General features: G+C 67.2%; 1 pseudogene (running past both ends of the window). It reads right to left on the reverse strand.

The features are described from left to right. A pseudogene (lnt, locus tag ACFE99_RS21975) lies at positions 1-503 on the reverse strand (apolipoprotein N-acyltransferase) (it extends past both window edges: 1,233 nt to the left, 1,153 nt to the right).

Raw genomic sequence — 503 nt, forward strand, 5'->3', positions numbered from 1 at the left:
GCGCGAAGCTTGGCAAACGCCAGCTGCTGTTCGCTCATCCGCTGGTTGAAGTTGGCGTTGTTGGCGGGCACCGCCAGCACCTGCGCGCCGTTGTGGACGGATTCGCGCAGCGAACGGTCGAAGATCACTTCCCAGCAGGTGGCCACGCCGACCGGAACGCCGGCGGCGTGCACCACTCCGGTACTTTGGCCGGGCACGATATTGCTCGCCCAGTCAGCCAGGGCGGTGAGATGGCGGAAGAATCCCCGCCAGGGCAGGTACTCGCCGAACGGCTGCACGATCTGCTTGTCGTGCCGGTCGCCTGGCCCCGTTCTGGGGTTCCACACGATCACGGTGTTGCGGGCTGCCGGTTTGGCGCCGGCCGCGCCGGGAACGTCGGTCAACGTGCCGACCAGGATCGGCGCACCGATCGCATCCACCGCAGCGGTGATCTGCTGGGAAGCATCCGCGTTGCGCAGCGGATCGATTTCCGAGGCGTCCTCGGGCCACACCACGAATTGCGG

The sequence above is a fragment of the uncultured Mycobacterium sp. genome, assembly GCF_964249325.1.
GTDB lineage: Bacteria > Actinomycetota > Actinomycetes > Mycobacteriales > Mycobacteriaceae > Mycobacterium.